The organism is Myxococcus guangdongensis (assembly GCF_024198255.1).
Lineage (GTDB): Bacteria > Myxococcota > Myxococcia > Myxococcales > Myxococcaceae > Myxococcus > Myxococcus guangdongensis.
In genome coordinates this window covers 102903-122641 of the sequence record NZ_JAJVKW010000005.1, presented here as the reverse complement: position 1 = coordinate 122641, position 19739 = coordinate 102903, and the positions used below count along the sequence as shown (strand labels likewise).

The following is a 19739-nucleotide window of genomic DNA, read 5'->3' as shown; positions in this document are numbered from 1 at the left end:
ACTGACTTCACGGCAAGCCCGGGAGAATCCGGATGAGTCACACGTCAAGTCGTTCCACGGGGAGGCGCAGGGATACTTTCCCGGAATGAGGCACCTGGGCGTGAGCTTGCGCTTCCCCTCGGCGCCATGCGACTCGTTCGTGTTTGGAGCTCACGTCTCACGTCTGAGCCGCCATTCCATCCATCAAGGAGTCGTCGTGTCGTTCCGGCCCGCGTTCGCGTTGCTGTCGGCGCTGTTCACTCTCGCCCTGGTGCATCCCTCCACCGCCTCCGCCCAGGAGAAGGCGCTGCCGAGCTTCAATCTGCAGCGGATGGAGTTGGACCCGGCGGGGCTCGGCTCGCTGGTGGTGAGCACCGGTCGCACGCTGCCCGCTGGCATGGTGCGCGTGGGCGTCCAGGGGCACTACGAGCAGCTGCCCCTGCACTTCCAGACGCGCTGGGAGCCAGGTGGTGGCATGGGCCTGGTGGAGAACAAGTTCACCATGGACCTCACCGCCGCCATCGGCGTGACGGACTGGCTCCAGGTGGACGCGGAGGTGCCCTTCATCGTCACGCAGGGCGGCTCGACGCACCTGGGCGTGAGCGCCCCCGCGGGCCAGGGCCTGGGCTCGCCGTGGGTGGGCGCGCGCGCGGCGCTCCTGCGGCCGGACTTCGGCTTCCAGGTGGCGCTGGATGTGTCCGCGGCGATTCCGGTGGGCAGCAAGGCGCTGCTCGCCAGAGACCAGTATGCGGTCCACCCCAGCCTCCAGCTCGGCTTCCTGGCGGAGACGTGGCAGCTGGGCCTGGAGACCGGCATCCTGCTGCGAGACAAGCAGGACCTGGGCCCGCTGTCCGGCACCAGCGTGGACGTGGTGGGCAACGAGCTGCGGCTGGCGGGCACCGTGACGTCGCGCGCCGGAGACCTCACGCGCGGAGAGCTCAGCATGCTCGTCGGCGTGCCGCTGCAGGGCGGTCAGGCGGGCGCGGAGCTGCTGGTGGCCATCCGCCGCCACACCACGTCCTGGATGGACCTGTTCGTGATGGGCGGCCCGGGCGTGGGCGCGGGCCTGGACACGCCCACCTTCCGCTTCGTGGCCGGGGCGTCGTTCGCCACCGGCCGCGTGGACTGACGGCTACTTGGGCATCACGCCGAAGGCCTTCGCCATGGCGATGGCGATGCCCAACAGGCTCTCCCCCGCGATGAAGCCCGAGGACACGGGGAGCACCATGTCCTCGGCCAGCTTGGGCTTCTTGCGGCGCAGCACCTCGGCGATGGCCGAGCCCAGGAAGAAGGCGATGGAGCTGGAGGCCGGGATGACGATGGCCAGCCCGAAGCCCGCGGCCGAGGGGATGTAGCCCTTCAACTTCGCGGGCGCCCACCGCTCCAGCAGCACCAGGCAGATGCCCAGCGTCGCGCCGCACAGCGCACCCCAGCGCGCGGTGATGGGCATGGCCGAGACGCCCGTGGCCAACAGCTTGGACACGCCCGCCCACACCATGGTGGCCGGCGCGGGGAACTCCTCGGTGCCCAGCGCGTCCGCGTTGGGAATCAGCAGGTTGAACACCGGCACCACCACCGCCGCGCCCGCCACCACGCCGAACAGCTGCGCGACGAACTGCTGACGCGGGTTGGCGCCCAGCAGCCACCCGGACTTCAAATCGGTCAGCAGGTCCGCCGAGTGCAGGCCCACGCCGCCGGTGGCGTTCGCGCTCATCACGTTGGCGGGGATGTTCCCAGGCGCCAGGCCTCCGAAGATGAGCTGCGTGACGGGACCGAGCGCCTTGGTGGGCGTGGTGTCCGTCTCGCCGGTGACGCGGCTGGCGACCACGCCCATCACCACCGCCAGCGGCATGGCCAGCACGCCCGCCCACCACGGAATCTGGAACAGGTACGCCATCAGGAAGATGGCGATGGGCCCCAGCACCGCGAAGCCCAGCGGGAACCACGACGGCGGGCACTCGATCCCCGCCAGCGGGTCCGTCTCCTCCTGCTGCGCGCCCTTGCCCCGGAACAGCCCCGACAGCGCCTTGAACGAGCGCGCCACGCTCCTCCACTGGAAGGCGAACGCCAACAGTCCCGACGACACCAGCAGCGCCGAGCCCGTCCACACCATCCAGCTGTTGATGGCCTTGTAGGTGATTTCGGGGATGGAGCCCTGTGTCACCATGGCCGGGGCCAAGAAGCCGTACGACAGCACCGCGCCCAGGAACATGGACCAGCCGGTGCGGAAGCTCACCAGCGCGCCGGCGCCCACCAGCAGCAGGCTGAAGTCGAGCGACATCGTCCACGCCGAGGCCTTCTTGCCCAACAGGGTGAAGGGCAGGCTCACCTTCTCCGGGATGTTGGTCAGCCACGAGAAGCGCGCGTCACGCACAATCACCAGCAGCGCGCCGATGATGCCCGCGCCCGTGAGCAGCCGCGACTTGCGCCGGGCCACCTCGCCGTGGCCGTGCAGCGCGCGGATGGTCTCCGCGGTGGCGGTGCCGGTGGGGAACGGCAGCGCCTCGATGTTGATGAGCTGGCGCTTGATGGGGATGGCCGCGAAGACGCCCAGCGCGGAGATGACCGCGAACCACACCACCAGCCAGCCCGCGGGCGGCAGCGTGCCAGTGAGCATGAGCAGCGCGGGCACCGCGGCCATGTTGCCGCCGCCCGTCATGTACCCGGCCGCCGAGGCCACCGAGCCCATGGCGTTGTTCTCCAGGTCCGTGAAGTCGTTCTTCAACAGGCGCAGCGAGCGCAGCGTGCTGAACACCGCGAACGCCAGGATGCAGGCGGTGATGGTGACGCCCAGGCTCCAACCCGTCTTGAGGATGACGTAGAGGTTGGACAGACACATCACCGCGCCAATCAACATACCCGCGATGACGGCGCGCACGGTGAGCTGCCGCGCCCCCCCCTGGTAGACGTGTTTGAGCCAGTACAGCTCCGGGTCCTTCTCCGCGGACGCCCCGGGCTCGTTGGCGTTGGAGTCGGCGGGCTGCAGGCGGAGCCCCGCGGGGCTCGGTGTCTGTTGGGACGGGGACTGGCTCATTGGGGGCGAAAAGATAGTGCACGGCCCCCGCTGTCACGAAGCACGGACTCCAGCAGGCAAGCAAAAGGGGCGGGGTACTCCTGCCCCGCCCCCTCGCTCACCGCCGTAGGGCGTCACGCCCCGGCGTCAGCCGTGGTCGTGCCCGCCCGGCCCGTGGACATGGCCGTGGGAGAGCTCCTCGGTGGAGGCCTGGCGGACCTCCTTCACGGTGACGTCGAAGTGCAGCGTCTTGCCGGCGAGCGGGTGGTTCAGGTCGATGACCACGTCGTCGCCGCGCACCTCGGAGATGCGCAGGGGGATGTCGCCCTGGTCCGTCTGGGCCATCAGCGTCTGGCCGGGCTGCGGCACGAAGCCCGCGGGGAGCATGGCGCGAGGCACCACGCGCACGCCCTCGGGGTCGTGCTCGCCGTAGCCCTGTGCGGGCTGCACCACCACCTGCTTGCTGTCGCCGGTGCCCAGGCCCTCCAGCGCGCCCTCGAGCCCGGGGACGATTTGACGGTGCCCGTGCAGGTAGGCGAGCGGCTGGCCGGGCTCGCTCTGGTCGATGACCTGTCCATCACCGAGGTGCAGCCGGTACTCGAGCGAGACGATTGAATCCTTGGCGACCCTCATGCGGGCTCCTTGGGTGCGACGGTGGGACGACTACGGGGGGAAGGATGGGATGGGTTCATCCCGATGTCAGGAGGCGGAAGGCCCCGCTGCCCGCTCCGCGTCCGTGCGAGCGGGCGGTTCTCCGCGCGCCACGTACACGGCGGCGGCCAGGTCTCCGGTGACGTTGAGCGTGGTGCGGCACATGTCCAGGAAGCGGTCCACGCCCAGCACCAGGCCCAGGCCTTCCACCGGAATCTTGAACATGGTGAGGATCATCGCGATGACGGGGATGGAGCCCGCGGGCACGCCCGCCGTCCCGATTCCCGCCAGGATGCAGATGAACATGATGAGCGCCTGCTGCGACAAATCCAGCGGCACCTCGTAGACCTGCGCGAGGAAGAGCACGGTGACGCCCTCGAAGAGCGCGGTGCCGTTCTGGTTCATCGCCGAGCCGGCCGTCAGCACGAAGCGCGACACGTTGGGGGGCAGCTTGAGGTTCTCCTCGGCGACCTTGAGCGCGGTGGGCAGCGTGGCGCTGGAGGAGGACGTGGAGAACGCCGTCACGATGGCGAGCCGGCAGTCGCGGAAGAACTCGATGGGATTGCGCCCGCCCAGGAAGCGCACCGACAGCGAGTAGACGATGAACATGTGCACCGACAACGCCAGCAGCACCGTGCCCACGTACGCCGCCAGCTGCGCGAGGATGCCCAGCCCCAGCTTGGCGGTCATGGCGAACAGCAGCGCGCCGACGCCGTAGGGGGCCAGCCGCAGCACGCCGTCGATGAGCTTCATCATCACGTCGTAGAGCCCCTGGATGGTCTCCTTCAGGCGCTGTACGCCCTCCGTCGGCGTGAGCGCCACGCCCAGGCCGAAGATGAGCGAGAAGACGATGAGACCGATCATGTCCCCGTCCGCCGCGGCCTTGAGCGGGTTGGTGGGCACCATGGACATTAGGACCGCGCCGAAGGACGTCTCCGACGGAGGGGGCGCGGCCTTCACCTGGGTGGCGCCCCGGGCGAGCGCGCGCGCCTCCTCGCTCAGGCCGTGGCCGGGCTGGATGACGTTGACCGCCACCAGGCCGATGAGCACGGAGATGGTGGAGAACACCACGGTGTAGCCCAGCGTGCGCGCACCGAGGCGGCCCACCTGCTTCAGGTCCAGCTCCGCCACGCCCATGACGAGGGCCGCGAACAGCAGCGGCACCACCAGCATGAGGAGCAGGCGGATGAAGATCTGCCCCGCCGGGGAGGCCACGTTGTTGACGGCCCAGTCCAGCCAGGGTGCACCGCCCGCGAGGGCATTCGCGCCGAGCCCCGCCACCGTGCCGGTGACGATGCCGATGAGCATCTTGTGGTGAGCCTTCATCGCGCAATCTCCGCGTCCTCCCGGCGGGAGGGCAATGGGGCGCGCAGCCTACTGGCAAAGGAAGGTGGCGCCCACCCTCCGCATGGGACAAAGCTGCGCTTCGCCGTGGAAACCCTCGTCCAGCTCACCGAAGCCGCCGTGCCCCCCGTCCTCTTCCGCCGGCTGTTGCGGCGCCTGGGAGTCCTCGGCCGCGAGCGGCTGAAGGACACGTACCAGACGACGTTCTGGTACGACTTCGGCCCGCCGACGAATGTCGTGGAGGACATCGTCACCGCGCTGCGCCCGGCCATCGCCGGCCGGCGGCGCATCGCGGGCGTGGAGTGGTGGCTGTCGCGCATGTACCCGACGGACGTGCGCGTGGACTTCCATCAGGACCGGGACGAGAAGCTGGCGCTGCGCACGGGGAAGCTGGTGCATCCGCGCATCGGCTCGGTGCTCTTCCTCAACCGGGTGCGCGGCGGCGCGCTGGTGGTGACAAGGGAGAAGCCGGATGAATCCAACCCGTCCCTCGCCCCGTCGCGGATGGACACCGCGGACCTGGTGACGCCCAGGCCCAATCGGCTGGTGGTGTTCGACGGCTCGCTGACGCACGGCGTGCTGGACGCGGAGAACCAGGTGCCGGACGGGAAGCTGCCGGGGCGCGCGCGGCTGCGGCGCACGCTGGTGATGAACTGGTGGGGGCACCGTCCCACCGACGTGCCCCGCTGGTCGGAGACGAAGCTCTACCGGGCGCTCGGGGGCTGAAGGCTCGTGTTGAAGAGGACGCGCCGCCCCTCGGACCTGCTTCGCGGATTCGAGTCGCGGTGCTACCTGGCACTCGGAGGCTGAGGGTACGCGGCGGCCGTCTCGCGCAGGCGGTGGGTGACGCGCTCGGCCCACTCAGGCTCGATTTCGAGACACGCCGTCTGTCGGCCCAGGCGCAGCGCGGCCGCGGGCAATGAGCCACTGCCAGCGAACGGGTCCAACACCGTCTCACCGGGTCGACTGTACGTGCGCACCAGCGGCTCGACGACGGAGAACGGCTTGTGGTGGGGATGGCTGCCCCAGCGCGCGGCGTCGCCATCATCGTCATAGCCGCCGACGACGGCCCAGACGGTGGACAGGTCCCCGGGCGCGAGCACCGCCTCGGGCGTCCTCGCGATGACGAGCGCGACCTCGTAGACGCGCAGGGTCTGCTCGTTCGCGTTCTTGTCCGTGGTGCGCTTGCCCCAGGTGAACTCGCCGCGCAGGTGGGGATAGCCCAGCGCACGCGCGGCGGTGAGGATGGGCTCCTTGCCGAGCAGGTTCGTCCAGATGACCAGCGGCGCGTCGGGCGTCAGGTGCGCCAGCGCGCGCGTGAGCCAGGCCTCGGAGAACGCGCGGTAGTCGCGCACCGTCTCGAACCGGACGATGGGGTTCTGGTCGATCTTCTTGTGCGCGCGAGGATCCCTCAGGTCCCCGCCCTTGCGGCGCCGCGTGAGCAGACAGTACGGCGGGTCGGTGAGCAGCAGCGAGGCGCGGCGCTCGCCCAAAGCTTCGCGATAGCCCGAGGGCTCGCGGGAGTCGGCGCGGATGCAGCGCGGGGCATCGGAAGGAAGCGGAGGGGTCATCGTCCGGGGCGGCACCCTACACGGTGGGCCACGAGGCTCAAGGCCCCTCGCGCCGTCACTTCACCTCGAGTCGCTCCACCGTCAACGTCCGCCCCCGGGCGTCCCAGAGCTTGAGGGTGTAGCGCCCGGGCGTCAGGGCGGATTCGTCAGCGAGGAGGACGACCACCTCCTGGGTTTGCGTCTCCTCCGAGATGACCGGCGTCGACTGCCAGGGAGGCTTCAGTTCGAGCACCTGCCCCGAAGCCCTGGTGAGCGAGCCTCCGCTCGCCACCCACCCCACGCCCCCTGGCGGAGCGTGGAGGGTCACCAACAGGGCACTCCACTGAGCGGCGAGGGCCACATGCTGAAGCTTCAGGGCGTGCAGGTCGGACCCTGGGTGGTGCGCGAACTCGAGCCCACGCACATGGAGCAACCCGGCGGACCGCCCCAGCGTCGCGACCACCTCCTCCAGGGAACCCGAGCTGCGCCCCGTGGAATGGAGTCGCTCGAGCTCGGAGCGCGCCTGGGCCAGCCGAGCCCTGAGTTCGTCGACCTCCCGTCGATAGGACTCCGCGGTGCGCACCCGGCGGAAGACCTCGACCTGGGGTTCAGCTCGCGTCGGGTCCACCACCAACCAGAACACCAGCTGCTCTGGAGCGGCGCCATCGAGGAAGCGGACCCCCAGGCGCAGCCGCGCCCCGGGACGGAGCGTGCTCGAGGGCACGAGCGCCAGGTGGTCATCGGCCAGGCCCACACGCTGGAAGCGCTCACGTCCTTCCAGCACGACATCGTCGGTCCGGATGCGGGCGTCGAAGAAGAGGGTCGTGGAGCGCCCCGGGGCGATGCGAATCTCGGGAGCCGGCACGACGTTCTCGCTGCTCACGTCGAGCCGACGCACGGGGGGCAGCAGCGCAGAAGAGGCGAGCCCCGGAGGCTCCGCGCCCGAACTCAGCAGGACACCCCAGGTGAGTGCGAGGACCGGGAATGCGGCGAGCAAGTCACGGCCTTCCGAGGTGGCTGGCGATGTAGATCTCCACGAGCGGGTTGATCAGCTTCCGCTCGGGGGTGCTGCTCTTGAGGTATTGCATGCCCAGCGTCACGGGCTCACGGTCGTCCTGGAACCCCACCTGGAAACAGACCTCCGTGCGATTGCCATCGGGAGTCTCCGCCTCGGTGAGCCAGACGTAGTACCTGCTCTGACCGTGGAAGAGCCTCCCGTGGAACTTCGTCCGCGGGGGGAAGACTTTCGCCTGGTACCGGAGTGGGAAGTTCCGGAAGACGTAGACGGTCACGGGCCCTTCGGGAGGCAGCGGCATTTCCCCCGTCCAGCGCTCGATGGTGGCGAGGTCCACGAGCGCGGCGCTGTCCTTGGCCAACGGCATTCCCGGTTCGAACTTCAGTGCCAGGAGACGCTCGACGGAGCCCGGCGGGCACTCCGCCTCGGGCGACGTCATGCGTGTCTGAGGGGAGCTGCCCGCGCAGGCTCCGGCCAGGCACGCCACCGCCGCCGTCTTCCCCAAGGTGCCGCTCACCGAGCCACGCTTCCTCGTCGGGGTCGACTCGCGGGATGGCTCGTCCGAAGGAGGAGGCGTGACGGAGGCCCACCGCGTGGGAGCCTCGGCGGGCTCGGCGGACGGTGAAGAGGGACGGGCTGTGTCGGGGGGCGTGAGGGGACGACTCGTCACGACAGGACTTCCTTTCTCTGCAGGAGGTGGGAGGGGGGCGACCGCCTGCGTGGAGCTCGAAGCGGGCGACTCGCGACGCGAGACGCCCAGGGCCACCGCGCCCAGGACGAACAGCACCAGCACGCCCACCGCGACACCACGCGTCCAGGAGGGCTCGCGGGGTGGCGGCGTGGGCGCGGGTGGCGGCGGAGGACTGGTCGGGAGCGCGTCTGCCGGCGCGGCGACGGCCTCCGGTGCGAGGGGATGCGAAGGTGTGTTCTCCGCGTCGGAGTCCTGCTCCGCGTCCGACGCGGAGGGCTCGGGCGTGCGCACGAGCTCCGGCACCATGCGCACCCGGGGAGTGTTCGAGTCCACGTCGCGCGGGGACTCGGGCTCGGGAGGAAGGTCCAGCGACAGCCTCCAGGCCGGCTGACGCTTCTCCTTGGCGACCTCCCACAGGGCCTGGAGCAGCGCCTCGGTGTTCGGGTAGCGGTCCTCGGGGCGCTTGGCGAGCAGCCGCAGCGCGAGGTCCCCCAGCGCGGGAGGCACCTTGGGGTTGACCAGGTGTGGCGCGCGCGGCGTCACCGTCTCGATGGCGGGCAGCAGCCTGTCGTACGGCAGCCTCGGGTCGAAGGCGTACCCGTCCGTGAGCGCTTCGTAGAGCAGCGCGCCCAGCGCGTAGAGGTCTCCGGGGATGCCCGCGTCGAAGCGCGCGCCCTGCTCCCAGAGGCCCTCGCGCAGGAAGGCCACGCATTCGGGTGGCAACAGGTGCGGAGAGGCTGGCGCCACGCCCACCGTCAGCGTCGTCGCGCCCGGCATGCGCACGGTGCCCAGGTCGATGAGGAACGGGCGCTCGTCATCGCGGCGGATGAGGAGGTTGTCGCCCTTCAGGTCGCGGTGGTGCAGGCCTCGCCGGTGGAGGTCCGACACGGCGCGCACCACCTCGGTGAAGACGGACAGCAGGTGCGCCGCGGAGGGCTTCACGCGCCAGCGCCACTCGTGGAAGGTTTCTCCGTCGATGAAGTCGGTGACGAAGAACAGGTAGCCCTCGGGGGGCTCCGGCCAGCGGTCCACGGCGTGGAGGCGGGGAAGGTTCGGGTGCGGCGCGCAGGCGAGCAGCGCGGCCACCTCGTGCGACAGCCGACCGTTGACGTCCTCCTCCTCGGAGACCTGGGAGCCGGCGGGGCGCAGCGCCATCTTCATCGTGAAGAAGCGCCCTCCCCGCTCGACCTTGAAGACGCGGCCGAAACCTCCCGCGCCCAGCGACGCCACCACGCGCCACGGGCCCACTTCACTGCCGGGAACCAGCTGGTCCGGATGGAACGGCGCCGACATCACGGCGGGGAGCCCTCCGGCCGCGAGGCCACGTCTTCCCGGCAAAGCTCGAGCCCAGCCGTACGGAGGCATGGAACGGCCTCAACGCCGATGCGGGCACGTGAGTCTGGCGCGGGGGGCGCTGTGACCACCCAGGAAACGGGGCCGTACAAGGGTAACCTCCAGGGTTGACCCTAGCCTCGATTCAAGGACTGTCACGAATTTTCCCCACCCGGCAGGTGGGTAGCATCGGGTCTGGGAGACCCAACGTCCTCCGTAGTCCCATGGAGCCTGAGTCCCCTGACGGGACAGGACACCTGGAGGGTCCGGGGCGTGCGCCACCACGGCTTCACGCGCGGGTGAAGGGCCTCGCGCGGCCTGGTGGACCTGTTCGGAGGACTCGTTGATCGCGACGCGACTGGCCCGTCAGTCGACGGGCGCTTCATCGCTCGCGGCGATGTCGAGCGCGGCTTCGGCCCAGCGTCCGCGAAGCCTCGCCTCAGCGGCGAGGGCCTCGTCCCATGAGGGGCCATCCGGCAGCAGCCGTGTCGAATGCGCGAGCACGAGTCGCTCCAGCGCCAGCTCTTCACACAACGCGCGCAGTCCTTCCGAGTCCAGCCCACTCGCGGACAGGAACGCATCGCGCTTGCGCACGGGGACCCGGCGCTCACGCCACCACGCCTCCTGCTCCCGGGCGACCTCATCCCCGGTGACGGACAAGCCCATCGTCCTCGCCCAGCCCGCGAGCAACGCTCGACGCAGGCCCGCTTCCGCCAGCGCTCGTGCGTCGGCGGACTGGCTCAACACCTCGAGCACATGCCCCGAGGGAACCTGCGCATCGGGCACACGCGTCACGTCCTCCACGAGGCGACGCCGTCGCACCAACGAGGATGGAACACGTCGCGCCCCTCGACTCGACGGCGCGCCCGAAGCCACCCACTCCTGTGCCGTACGGATGCAGGCCACCGCGTCGGCGCGCTTCAGGTCCTCCACGCCACGGGAGAACCACCGCGCCCACGCGCCTCGCGCGTCCTCGGGCCACCGCACGCGCTCGAGCAGTCGAGCCCAGGTGCGCTCCTGGTAGAACATCTCCGAGGCGACGGACACCAGCTCACGAGCGCGTGACGCGCTCAGCACACCAGCATCACGCGCGAGCCCGGCCACGTGACGGACGTTGACCAGCGGCACCGTGAGCGGGCGCCAGCCGTTCTCCGCATCCGCGTGCAGCAGCGCCACCTCCGCGTCATCCGCCACGACCCCATCGCGGTACCAGCCGAAGATGCGCCCCACGCCCACCATGCCGTGCGGCGCCAGCTCCACCGCGCGCAGCGCACCCATGCTGGAGCCACCGAAGACCGCCACGCCCGCCTCCAACGCGGCGAGCAACTCGTGGTGCCACACCGAGGGTTGCGCCTCGAAGACACCGTCCACCAACGCGATGGCCCGGGGCCTCCCGCCCAGCGCTCGCCACACGTCGCCCTGTCGCGCCGGGGGCAGCACCACGCACGGCCCCAGTCGCCGCGCCTCCTCGGCCGGCAACGACGGGCCCACGAACACCACCAGGTCCTCGGCTCGCCGCTTCACAGGAGCTCCGAGACGCGCATGCCCGGCACCACCACCCGCCGCACGTGAAGGCCCGGCACCGGCGCATCCATCTCCACCGAGGCCACCTGCGTGAATCCCGCCCGCTTCAGCCGCGCCAGCACCCGTCGCACCTGGACCTCCGCGTCCTCTTTCGCCACCGCGCCCAGGTCCGGAAGCTCCGTCACCCGCCGCCGCGCCTTCACCACCGCGCACGCCTCCGCGAACCCCCGCGCCGCCTCCCGGTCCGTCGAGGCCACATCCTCCCGGGCCCCATGGATGTCCGTCAGCCGCGACTGCGCCGCCTCGAGCAGCGCCTTCAACAGCGCCACGTCGCGCTCCAGCGCGCACGCATACCCCGCCGTGAGCGGCACCGGGCCCTCTTCCAAATCCACCAACACCGCCGCGCCCACGGGCAACCCCACCGCCCCCGCCGTCCGCGCGGACGGCGTCGCGTCGAAGAGATACACCCCGAAGCCACGCTCCCGCAGACGCTCGGCCAACGCGGCCGTCCTCGGCGCAGAGCGCGCCAGCTCCGCGCTCCGCAGCAGTCGCCCCCGCACCGCCGCCTCCGTCCACCCCTCGGGGAACACCCGCGCCAGCTGGTCTCGCTCCGTGGCCTCGAGCAGCGCATGCAGCAGCGCCCGCGCCGGCTCCGGATGCGCGCCCGAGCCGTTGCTCGTCCACGCCACCGACACCGGCCCCAGCGACACGCCCCCCGGCGGCGTCACATGCACGCCCTGCGCGGGCACCCAGACGCTCCGCCCCGAGCCCAGCTCCGTGGCCTCCCGCCACGCACATCGGACACCCTCACCCCACAACCGCGGCTCCACCAGCGCACCCGCGGAGCCCAGGGCGGGGGCACCCCACAACGTCCCCAACGGGCCCTCCAGCTCCTCGAAGGAGCCCCACGCCAGCCGCCCCGGCGCCACCGTCTCCGCCGCCCACAGCTCCGCCGTCTCGAACAGCGCACCCCAGGCCGCCTCGTCCGCCGTGAGCCCCTTGCCGTTGCACACCTGGAGCACATGCCCCCCAGGGCGCACCGCGCAGGCCACCTCCACGCCCGTGCGGTCCAACCCCGTGACACGCGCCACCCGCGTCACGCCCATGGCCCGGGCCAGCCCGGACGAACTCACTCGCTCGCTCGACACGCCCGGGCGGATAGCACTCCTCAACAGTTCTTAACACCCCGGCGACATCAACCATGCGATGCAGGACGCGCCCCTCCCAGGGACTCGGGAAGGACACAGTCGCCCCGTCCTGGGGCGAACGCGGCGGGAGCTGGCGAGCCATCGTCACCCAATCCCGCACGGAAGACGTGGTACCGGTGGACCGTCGCGGCCACCAGAAAGGGAGCTGCCGGGATGCTCGCCATCGGAGACCTCGCGCCTGACTTCGTCGCCATCGACTGTCATGGCGTGCCCTTGAGCCTGTCCGCGCTGCGAGGACGCCGCGTCGTCCTCTTCTTCTTCCCCAAGGCCTTCACGCTCGGCTGCACCATCGAGAACCGGGCGTTCCGCGACAACCACCAGCACTTGCAGGAGCTGGGCGCCGAGCTGGTCGGCGTCTCCGTGGACACCCAGGCCACCCAGTGCGCGTTCGCCGAGAAGGAGGACATCCACTTCTCGCTGCTCGGAGACCCGGACCGCGTCATCAGCCGCGCCTACGACGTCCTCTGGCCCGTGCTCCGCGTGGACCGCCGCGTCACCTTCATCATCGGCCCGGAAGGTCGCATCGAGGACATCATCCGTCACGAGGTGCGCGTTTACCGCCACCTGGACGACGTGCTCGCCTACCTTGAGTCCCACCCCATGACGGCCGCGCTCGACACGGCCGCCTGAGTCACTCCCAGGAGCAGTGGTACTCGCAGTGGGCCGCGCCCCGCGCCCGGCACATCGGATGCGTGACTCGCGGCGACAGCCCGCCCGACAGCTCGATGGCCCGCTCGTGCCAGCCGATGATGGTGAGGCAGTCCGCCTCCGTGACGTTCTCCGCGCTGAAGGTGCGCAGGATGGCGGAGCGAGGCCCCGTGGACTCGTACGTGCGCGAGCCCACCGCGTAATAGAAGCGGTAGATGCGCGGCGCCTGGCTCAAGAGGAAGTGCGGCTCTCCGCGCCGGATGAAGACGCTCTGCTCCCCGTGCAGCGCCTCGTCCGCGGACGAGCGGCCCATGTCGATGAAGGCCCGCCCCTCGTCCTCGGGCGACACCACCTCCGCGATGGCCGAGTCCAACCGCAGGTTCAGCTCCAGCGGATACCAGGCCACCGGGAGGATGGCCTGACGCAACAAGGCCCGGTCCACCGGAGGCAGACGCTCCAGGACCTCGTCCACCCGAACCTGCCCGCCCAGCCGGCGCAGCATGTTCAGGCGCGCGATGAGCACGCCCCCCTTGATGCGAGAGCCCGAGCCTTCCAGAACCATGAGAAGTCCGTGGGTTGCACCAACCTCACGCATTGTGACAGCCGGGTGGCGGAGGCGGCAACCGCCCCCCTGCCCGACGGTCCTTCAACCTGCTGTTATTTCTCGGGAAACATGACTTCAGACCCGGCGCGTCGCCGGAAAATAACCTGGGGGGAGGTCGGGGGTTGAGGCAGTCGTGAGCATCAGGGAGACAGGCGGCCAGGTCGTGGCGATGCCGTCTCGCCGGCTGGCCCTGGAGGGGGCACCGGACGAGGTGCTGTGCCGCGCCTTCCTGGACGGGGAGACGGCGGCGTTCGAGGTGCTGGTGCTCCGGCACCGGGCGCTCGTCTTCTCGCTGGTGCGCCGCTACACGACCAGGCCCGAGGACGCCGCGGACCTGACGCAGGGGGCGTTCCTGCGCGCGCTGGAGGCCTCGCGTCGGGTGTTCGGGCGCTTCACGCCGACGGGGCCGGCGCCGTTCCGGGCGTGGCTGGTGCGAATCGCGCTCAACCTGGCGAAGAACCACGCGCGCCAGGGACAGCGGTGGCGGCCGGTGTTGGTGGAGGCCACCCGCGAGGACGTGGCCGAGGCCCCCGGAGAATCCGCGCAGGACGGGCTGGAGCGGGCCGAGCGGGCTCGGAAGGTGCGCGAGGAGGTCCTCACCCTGCCCCGTCGGCAGCGCGAGGTGCTGACGCTGCGCGTGGACGCGGGCCTGGCGTTCAAGGACATCGCGCAGACGCTCGGCATCACCGAGAACAATGCGAAGGTTCAGTTCCACCATGCGGTGAAGCGCCTGAAGGCGCGGGTGGCCGAGCCCGAGGAGAAGCACTGATGGCCGCATGCCCGGACATGGAAGCCCGGCTGGACCTGCACGCCGCGGGGGCGCTGGAGCCCGAGGAGACGGTGCCCCTGCTCCAGCACGTGGAGTCGTGCGCGGGGTGCCGCGAGGCGCTCGCCCAGTCGATGGAGGTGTTGTCGATGGTGGCGCTGCCCGCGCCGACGGCCGCGGAGAAGGCCGCGCGGGACACCGTCCCCCAGCGCGCGCTGGAGACGTGGAAGCGCGAGCGCATGAGCCAGACGCTGCGGCGGCGCACGGTGGGCTCGCTGCTGGCCGCGGCGGCGGTGGTGGCGCTCATGGTGCTGATGCCGGGCATGCCGCGCCCGTGGGCGACAAAGGACTCCGCCGCCGAGCCCACGGACACCCGCGCCGAGGAGCGCGCGGTGGAGGCGCAGACGCTCGCGGACTTCGAGGCCTGGGCCGGACTGGAGCCGCTGGAGCCCGGGGCGACGTGGGAAGACGAGGAGTCCTTCGAGGACCTCGAGGGCTGGGACGACGACCTGCTGGGAGAGACGTTGTGAAGACGATGACGCGCACGTCGTGGGTGATGCTGTCCGTGGTGCTCGTGCCGTGGCTGGCGCTGGCGAAGCCCGGTGACAAGGGCGAGGAGCGCTCCACGCGCGAGACCAGTTGGATGGAGCGCGTGGAGAAGCGGCAGCGGCTGCGACAGGTGTTGTCGCTGTCGGAAGCGCTGGAGCTGGACAACCAGCAGGCGCTGAAGATGGAGCAGACGCTGCGCCAGTTCGACGAGAAGCGCAGGCCCCTGCGCGAGCAGGTGCGGGAGGCCGCGCGCACGCTGCATCAGGCGGCCCGGGGTGACAGCGCGGCGCTGGCGCAGGTGGACGCGGCCGCGCAGCGCGCGTTCGAGGCTCGCGAGCGCATCACCGTGTTGGACCGGGAGATGTATCAGGCGCTGGCGAAGGAGCTGCCCGCGGACAAGCGGGCGAAGCTGGCGCTCACCCTGGCGCGGGACGGTGTCCGGGGCAAGCGCCCCTGGAGGGGCGAGGGGCCGGGCGAGGCCCGCGGGGACGACTGAGATGCCGTCCCGTCCCCAGGTCCGGGACGGACAGGCATCCCTCCGGGAGTGCGGCGCGGGGGCATGACTACCGTCAGGGAGCCGACGGCGCGTGTCGCGCCGTCATCGAGGAGGCTTCCATGCGTCCGCTGATTCGACTCGCGCCCCTGTTCGTGGCGTGTGTCCTCACGGCCTGCGCCGGCATCGACGTGAGCACGAACTACGACCCGACCGCCGTCCAGCAGCTCGACGGCTACAAGACCTACGCGTGGCTGCCGCAGCCCCAGGGCAGCGACAAGCGCGTGTACAACCCCATCGTCGGCGGCGAGGTGGAGCGGGCGGCGGACGCCTATCTGCAATCGCACGGCTACCGGAAGGTGGAGGCCAACCCGGACTTCCTCATCGGCTGGCACGGGGCCATCGACAACAAGCTGGAGGCGGACACCGTCAACGCATACTACGGCTATCCGTACGACCCCATGTGGGACCCGTTCTACGGGGGAGGCCCGGTGGCCATGTCCGTGCCCGAGACGGTGGTGCGCGAGTACGAGCAGGGCACGCTGCTGCTCGACATCGTCGACGCCCAGTCGAAGAAGCTCGTGTGGCGCGGCCAGGCGCAGTCGGAGATCAGCGACAGCGCCAAGGCGGAGAAGCAGCAGTCGCGCATCAACAAGTCGGTGGAGGAGATTCTCGAGCGCTTCCCGCCTCGGGGTGGGAAGTAGCAAGGCGCGCGTGTCCGGCGCGGAGGCGTCGGACGCCGGACACGCCCGCTGTCCCGGAGGTCCGGTCGTGACGTGGCGGGGACGTGAGCAGCTTGAGCCGGCTCCATGTCCCTCCCGCGCCGACTCGTTGGATGCACCCTGCTGCTCGTCTGGGTGAGTGGGTGCTCCGTCGTGGCGCCCCGCTCGGAGCTGGTGCAGCGCGTGGGGCGCTCGGACCTGTCCGTCGAGGCGCTGCGCACCCGCGTGCGGGACATGGCCCGGCGCTTCTCCGGATTGCTGGAGGCCTCCGCGGATGAAATCGCGGCGGAGTCCGACTCCGAGGTCGTGCGCGAGGCGATGACGCGGTTCAAGATCAACGCGGTGCCCGCGATGCAGGCGGCCCTGCTCCAGCCGGACCCCGTGGCGGCGCTGGTGGATGCGTGGGCCCTGCTCGCGCAGCTCGAGCTCGCCCTGCCCGAGAGGGCGAGGAGCGCGGGCGCGTCACCGGAGCTCGTGGCCCGGGCGGAGCGGCTGTTGCGCCAGCAGGAGGCGGAGGTGGAGGCGCTCTGGAAGGACGTCTGCGGGCGCCAGGACGTGGAGGGCGCACGGGTGCGTGTCCATGAGTGGGCCGCGGAGCATCCGCTCGTGGGTCCGCTCGTCACACGGGTCTCCACGGTGTCGCTGCTCGCCGATGTGACGTCGCTGTCGGGACTGGGGGCCATCGGGACGGCGGCGGTGCTGGTCGAGGACATCCGGGACCTGACGGCGCGCGTGGACCTGTACGCGGCGTCGTTGCCCAGGCAGGCGCGATGGCAGGCGGAGTCGATGGCGCAGGATGCGTTGAAGGCGGTGCCCACGCGCGAGGTGCTGGCGGACTTGGGGCGCGCCGTGGACACGCTGGAGCAGTTCGGAGCGCTGGCGGCGGGGACCTCCGCGCTGGTGGCGCGCGAGCGCGGCGCGCTGGTGTCCGCGCTCACCTCGGAGCGGGAGGCGCTGCAGCGGTTCGTCGACGAGGAGCGACGGGCCTTGATGGCGGAGGTGGCGGGCGAGCGGCAGGCCGTGCTCGCCGCGCTCCACACCGAGCGGGTGGAGACCCTTCAGCAGGGCGAGCGCATCGGCCTCGGGATGGTCGACCAGGGCTTCCAGCGCGCGACACTGCTGGTCGACCGGGTGTTCCTGTGGCTGCTCGGGATGACGCTCGTGGGAGTGTTGGGGGTGCTGGGCCTCGCGGTGGTGCTGCTGCGTGCGTGGAGGCGCAAGGCGGGCTGAGTCGCGCGACATCGTGACGAGGGTGCGGCACGGCCTCCTGTCATCCTGTCACGAGCGCTTCGTCCCCACGCCATTCGGCCCCGGGGCCGTGGTCTGGGTGTGGTGTTTGCAATCGCCCGTGGGCATGGACTCGCGCTCACGCCAGGACCGCATCACCGGTGCGCTGTTGGGGACCCTCGTGGGGGATGCGCTCGGGCTCCCCCGGGAAGGGCTGGGACCCAAGCGCGCCCTCCGGATGTTCGGCGGCGCTCCACTTCGCCACCGGCTCATGTGGGGCCGAGGCGTGGGGAGCGATGACACGGAGCACGCATGCATGACGGGCCAGGCGCTGCTCGCGCAGCCCGAGGACCCGGCGCGCTTCGCTCGGAACCTGGCGTGGAGGTTGAGGGGTTGGTTCGTGGCGCTCCCCGCGGGCATCGGTTGGGCCACGCTCCGCGCCACCATGAAGCTCTGGGTCGGATTCCCGCCGGACCGCAGTGGTGTCGTCTCCGCGGGCAACGGCCCCGCGATGCGAGCCCCCATCCTGGGCGCGTGCCTCGCGATGGACACCGAGCGCCTCGATGCCTTCGTGCGCGCCTCCACGCGGCTGACGCATCGAGATGCACGCGCCGAGGACGGCGCACGACTCGTGGCGCGGGCCGCGGCCTACGGAGCCCTCCATGGCCCCGAGGGACTGCAGGACACGGAGCACGTGCTGCGGCGCCTGCTCGAGGCGACGACCACGCCCGACTTCCGCGAGGTCTTGGGCACCACCGTGCGTGCCCACCTGGCGCGAGGTGCCTCCTGTGCGGAGCTCGCCCAGAGCATGGGACTCGCCCGCGGTGTCACCGGCTTCGTCATGCACACCGTCCCCGTGGCGCTCTACGCGTGGCTCCGACACCCGGATGACTTCACGCGCGCGGTGGAGGAGGTCATCCTCCTGGGCGGAGACACGGACACGGTGGCGGCCATCGCGGGCGGCCTGGTGGGCGCCACCGTGGGCGCGAGCGGTATCCCCGTCCACTGGCTCGACGGCATCGCCGAGTGGCCACGCACCGTGAGCTGGATGAGCGCCCTCGCGGAACGCCTGTCACGACGCTTCCCCACGAACGAGTCCCCGAGCGAGAACATCGGCCCACTGGCCCTCTTCTGGCCGGGGCTGCTCCCCCGCAACCTGGCGGTCCTCGCCATCGTGCTCGCCCACGGCTTCCGCCGCCTGCTGCCACCGTACTGACGGCCGAGGAGCACGGGCCTCGTGCGCGAAAACCCGCACGAAGCCCTCCCCGAGTTGCCTCGCGCACACCGTCGTCGGGCCGCCCGCCCGCGTGTTCCGCTCACGGACTCGAATCGGCGGGAGGTTGCTCCGGCAGGGTGACGCTCCTCCACGCGCCCTTCACGCTCTCGGGGATGATGAGGGGCCGCTCACACCGGGCGCGGTCCCACTTCCCCAGGTCCGCGCACGCGTCATACGTGGACTGGAAGAAGTCGAGCAGGAAGGCCCTCGGGTCCTCCGCGCGCCGCACGGCCTCGTACGGCAGCAGGAACTCCTTCAGGTTCGCGTCGTACCCCGCCCCCGCGGGCCTCACGCTCGCTTCGGAGAAGCCCTTCGGCTCGGGCGCCGCGTAGCAATAGAACGCCGCGCCACCGAGCACCTCCGTGCCGGGCCAGAAGCCCACGCTGCACACCTCTTCGCAGTACGCCTCCGCCGTCACCGCGTCCGCGCCGGGCCGAGCCGGAGCAGGTCGCCCCCCGAAGCGCGTCACCGCCAGGTCGAAGCTCCCCCAGAAGAACTGCACCGGGCTGCACTTGCCGGTGAAGCCCGCGCGGAACTCCTTCATCGCGATGTGGGCCTGCAACAACACCCGCCACCAGTTGCGCACGTGCCCTGGCACATAGGTCGCGTGGTGCGTGTCCTGGCTGAAGGGCGTCGTGTCCTCGGGAATCTCCACCGGCTGTTGCCAGATGTGGACCTCGACGCCCAGCTCGCGCAGCGTCGACATCACGTCCCGATAGAACTCCGCCACCGAGCGCGCCGTCAGCTCCATGACGCGCACGTCGCCACGGCTCGTCAGGAAGCGCAGCTCGCTCGCCAGGAAGTCGAAGTCCACCTCGAAGCTCCCGTTCCCATAGGGAATCAGCCCCGTGGTGAGCCCGCGTGACGTCACGCGGAACGACACGTTCCACCAGTGGTTCTCCGGAGGCGTCAGCGCCAACCGCACCTTGCCGAGCACCTGGGTGTACCGGTGCAACGTGGCGTAGGTGTCCTTCCACTCCGCGAAGGGCAGCGCGGGCCACGCCTCCTCCCGCGTCCCGAATCCGGATGTCGACAGGGCCATGCGGCTCCCTCCTCAAGGGCCACGTCCACTTGGGACGGTGACCCCAGAGGCACGTCCGCGCCACACGGGCCCGGAGGCCCGCATGCCGTGAGGACGGAGGAAGGA

The 19739-nt window shown here is 70.9% G+C and carries 19 protein-coding genes; 9 read left to right on the top strand and 10 right to left on the bottom strand.

The annotated features are described in order from the left end of the window. Nucleotides 1-196 precede the first annotated feature (196 nt). Nucleotides 197-1108 carry a flagellar motor protein MotB gene (locus LXT21_RS17075; RefSeq protein ID WP_254039208.1) on the top strand — a complete coding sequence of 304 codons (912 nt, stop codon included), beginning with the start codon at nucleotides 197-199 and terminating at the stop codon, nucleotides 1106-1108. A 3-nt stretch (nucleotides 1109-1111) separates the two neighbouring features. Here the strand turns inward: LXT21_RS17075 and LXT21_RS17070 are convergent, their stop codons facing one another. The 3 genes from LXT21_RS17070 to LXT21_RS17060 all read right to left on the bottom strand — a co-directional run bounded on the left by LXT21_RS17070 (nucleotide 1112) and on the right by LXT21_RS17060 (nucleotide 4969). Then, on the bottom strand, nucleotides 1112-3013 hold the full coding sequence (locus LXT21_RS17070; RefSeq protein ID WP_254039207.1) for an OPT family oligopeptide transporter: 1902 nt from the start codon (nucleotides 3011-3013) through the stop codon (nucleotides 1112-1114). A 126-nt stretch (nucleotides 3014-3139) separates the two neighbouring features. Next, nucleotides 3140-3625, bottom strand: coding sequence for an FKBP-type peptidyl-prolyl cis-trans isomerase (locus LXT21_RS17065; RefSeq protein ID WP_254039206.1), 486 nt, complete (start codon nucleotides 3623-3625; stop codon nucleotides 3140-3142). 66 nt (nucleotides 3626-3691) lie between these two features. Next, nucleotides 3692-4969 carry a dicarboxylate/amino acid:cation symporter gene (locus tag LXT21_RS17060; protein ID WP_254039205.1) on the bottom strand — a complete coding sequence of 426 codons (1278 nt, stop codon included), beginning with the start codon at nucleotides 4967-4969 and terminating at the stop codon, nucleotides 3692-3694. A gap of 105 nt (nucleotides 4970-5074) precedes the next feature. On the opposite strand from LXT21_RS17060, the gene LXT21_RS17055 reads away from it, so the two are divergent. Further along, on the top strand, nucleotides 5075-5713 hold the full coding sequence (locus tag LXT21_RS17055; RefSeq protein WP_254039204.1) for a hypothetical protein: 639 nt from the start codon (nucleotides 5075-5077) through the stop codon (nucleotides 5711-5713). Nucleotides 5714-5775: 62 nt separating this feature from the next. Here LXT21_RS17055 and LXT21_RS17050 read toward each other — a convergent pair whose 3' ends face one another. From LXT21_RS17050 to LXT21_RS17030, 5 genes are all read right to left on the bottom strand, one after another. Further along, nucleotides 5776-6558 carry a DNA-methyltransferase gene (locus LXT21_RS17050; protein ID WP_254039203.1) on the bottom strand — a complete coding sequence of 261 codons (783 nt, stop codon included), beginning with the start codon at nucleotides 6556-6558 and terminating at the stop codon, nucleotides 5776-5778. 55 nt (nucleotides 6559-6613) lie between these two features. After that, nucleotides 6614-7534 carry a DUF2381 family protein gene (locus LXT21_RS17045; protein WP_254039202.1) on the bottom strand — a complete coding sequence of 307 codons (921 nt, stop codon included), beginning with the start codon at nucleotides 7532-7534 and terminating at the stop codon, nucleotides 6614-6616. A gap of 1 nt (nucleotide 7535) precedes the next feature. After that, nucleotides 7536-9536: a serine/threonine protein kinase gene (locus LXT21_RS17040; protein ID WP_254039651.1), complete on the bottom strand. Its 2001-nt coding sequence runs from the start codon at nucleotides 9534-9536 to the stop codon at nucleotides 7536-7538. Between the two features lie 405 nt (nucleotides 9537-9941). Then, nucleotides 9942-11099: a TfuA-like protein gene (locus LXT21_RS17035; RefSeq protein ID WP_254039201.1), complete on the bottom strand. Its 1158-nt coding sequence runs from the start codon at nucleotides 11097-11099 to the stop codon at nucleotides 9942-9944. Continuing rightward, nucleotides 11096-12205, bottom strand: coding sequence for a YcaO-like family protein (locus tag LXT21_RS17030; RefSeq protein ID WP_254039650.1), 1110 nt, complete (start codon nucleotides 12203-12205; stop codon nucleotides 11096-11098). The genes LXT21_RS17035 and LXT21_RS17030 overlap by 4 nt, the downstream gene beginning before the upstream one ends. A gap of 255 nt (nucleotides 12206-12460) precedes the next feature. Here LXT21_RS17030 and LXT21_RS17025 point away from each other — a divergent pair, with 255 nt between their 5' ends. Further along, nucleotides 12461-12937: a peroxiredoxin gene (locus tag LXT21_RS17025; protein WP_254039200.1), complete on the top strand. Its 477-nt coding sequence runs from the start codon at nucleotides 12461-12463 to the stop codon at nucleotides 12935-12937. A gap of 1 nt (nucleotide 12938) precedes the next feature. Here LXT21_RS17025 and LXT21_RS17020 read toward each other — a convergent pair whose 3' ends face one another. Beyond that, nucleotides 12939-13517, bottom strand: coding sequence for a TIGR02265 family protein (locus tag LXT21_RS17020; protein WP_254039199.1), 579 nt, complete (start codon nucleotides 13515-13517; stop codon nucleotides 12939-12941). Nucleotides 13518-13692: 175 nt separating this feature from the next. Here LXT21_RS17020 and LXT21_RS17015 point away from each other — a divergent pair, with 175 nt between their 5' ends. The 6 genes from LXT21_RS17015 to LXT21_RS16990 all read left to right on the top strand — a co-directional run bounded on the left by LXT21_RS17015 (nucleotide 13693) and on the right by LXT21_RS16990 (nucleotide 18532). After that, a complete protein-coding gene (locus LXT21_RS17015) occupies nucleotides 13693-14328 on the top strand; it encodes an RNA polymerase sigma factor (RefSeq protein WP_254039198.1) in 636 nt (211 codons plus the stop codon). Next, complete coding sequence (locus tag LXT21_RS17010; protein ID WP_254039197.1) at nucleotides 14328-14855, top strand: zf-HC2 domain-containing protein; 528 nt, start codon at nucleotides 14328-14330, stop codon at nucleotides 14853-14855. The genes LXT21_RS17015 and LXT21_RS17010 overlap by 1 nt, the downstream gene beginning before the upstream one ends. Before the next feature lie 5 nt (nucleotides 14856-14860). Then, on the top strand, nucleotides 14861-15370 hold the full coding sequence (locus LXT21_RS17005) for a hypothetical protein (protein ID WP_256571745.1): 510 nt from the start codon (nucleotides 14861-14863) through the stop codon (nucleotides 15368-15370). Nucleotides 15371-15489: 119 nt separating this feature from the next. Then, nucleotides 15490-16071: a DUF4136 domain-containing protein gene (locus LXT21_RS17000; protein WP_254039195.1), complete on the top strand. Its 582-nt coding sequence runs from the start codon at nucleotides 15490-15492 to the stop codon at nucleotides 16069-16071. A 105-nt stretch (nucleotides 16072-16176) separates the two neighbouring features. Continuing rightward, nucleotides 16177-17319 carry a chemotaxis protein gene (locus LXT21_RS16995; RefSeq protein WP_254039194.1) on the top strand — a complete coding sequence of 381 codons (1143 nt, stop codon included), beginning with the start codon at nucleotides 16177-16179 and terminating at the stop codon, nucleotides 17317-17319. Between the two features lie 106 nt (nucleotides 17320-17425). Continuing rightward, entirely contained in the window at nucleotides 17426-18532 is a 1107-nt protein-coding gene (locus tag LXT21_RS16990; RefSeq protein ID WP_254039193.1) for an ADP-ribosylglycohydrolase family protein, read from the top strand. A 100-nt stretch (nucleotides 18533-18632) separates the two neighbouring features. On the opposite strand, the gene LXT21_RS16985 is transcribed toward LXT21_RS16990, so the two are convergent. Beyond that, entirely contained in the window at nucleotides 18633-19634 is a 1002-nt protein-coding gene (locus LXT21_RS16985; protein ID WP_254039192.1) for a DUF5996 family protein, read from the bottom strand. Nucleotides 19635-19739 lie beyond the last annotated feature (105 nt).